General features: G+C 31.6%; 1 protein-coding gene. It reads left to right on the top strand.

Annotation, left to right across the window (positions count from 1 at the left end):
- A partial coding sequence (locus tag ACE01P_RS24490) for a hypothetical protein (RefSeq protein WP_379701677.1) occupies nucleotides 1-206 on the top strand: 206 nt, incomplete at both ends.

Here is a 206-nt window from a genome sequence, read left to right as displayed (position 1 = left end):
GTTTGATGTATTGGTAGTATTACAGAATCAATCTCAAGTTTTAGGTTTAAGAAATGAAGAATCCTTATCTGGTCTTCAGGTTGATCCCTATAACTTTACAAATAATACCGCTCAATTTGACATCAGTTTTGATTTTATAGAGACTACAGGATTGGAATTGTCAATCCATTACAATACAGATATTTATGATCTTGAATTGATAGGGC

Origin of the sequence: Flavobacterium sp. HJSW_4 (assembly GCF_042436695.1) — a bacterium.
Lineage (GTDB): Bacteria > Bacteroidota > Bacteroidia > Flavobacteriales > Flavobacteriaceae > Flavobacterium.
Note: the sequence above shows the minus strand (reverse complement) of the source record. Positions and strands in the feature narration are given on the sequence as shown.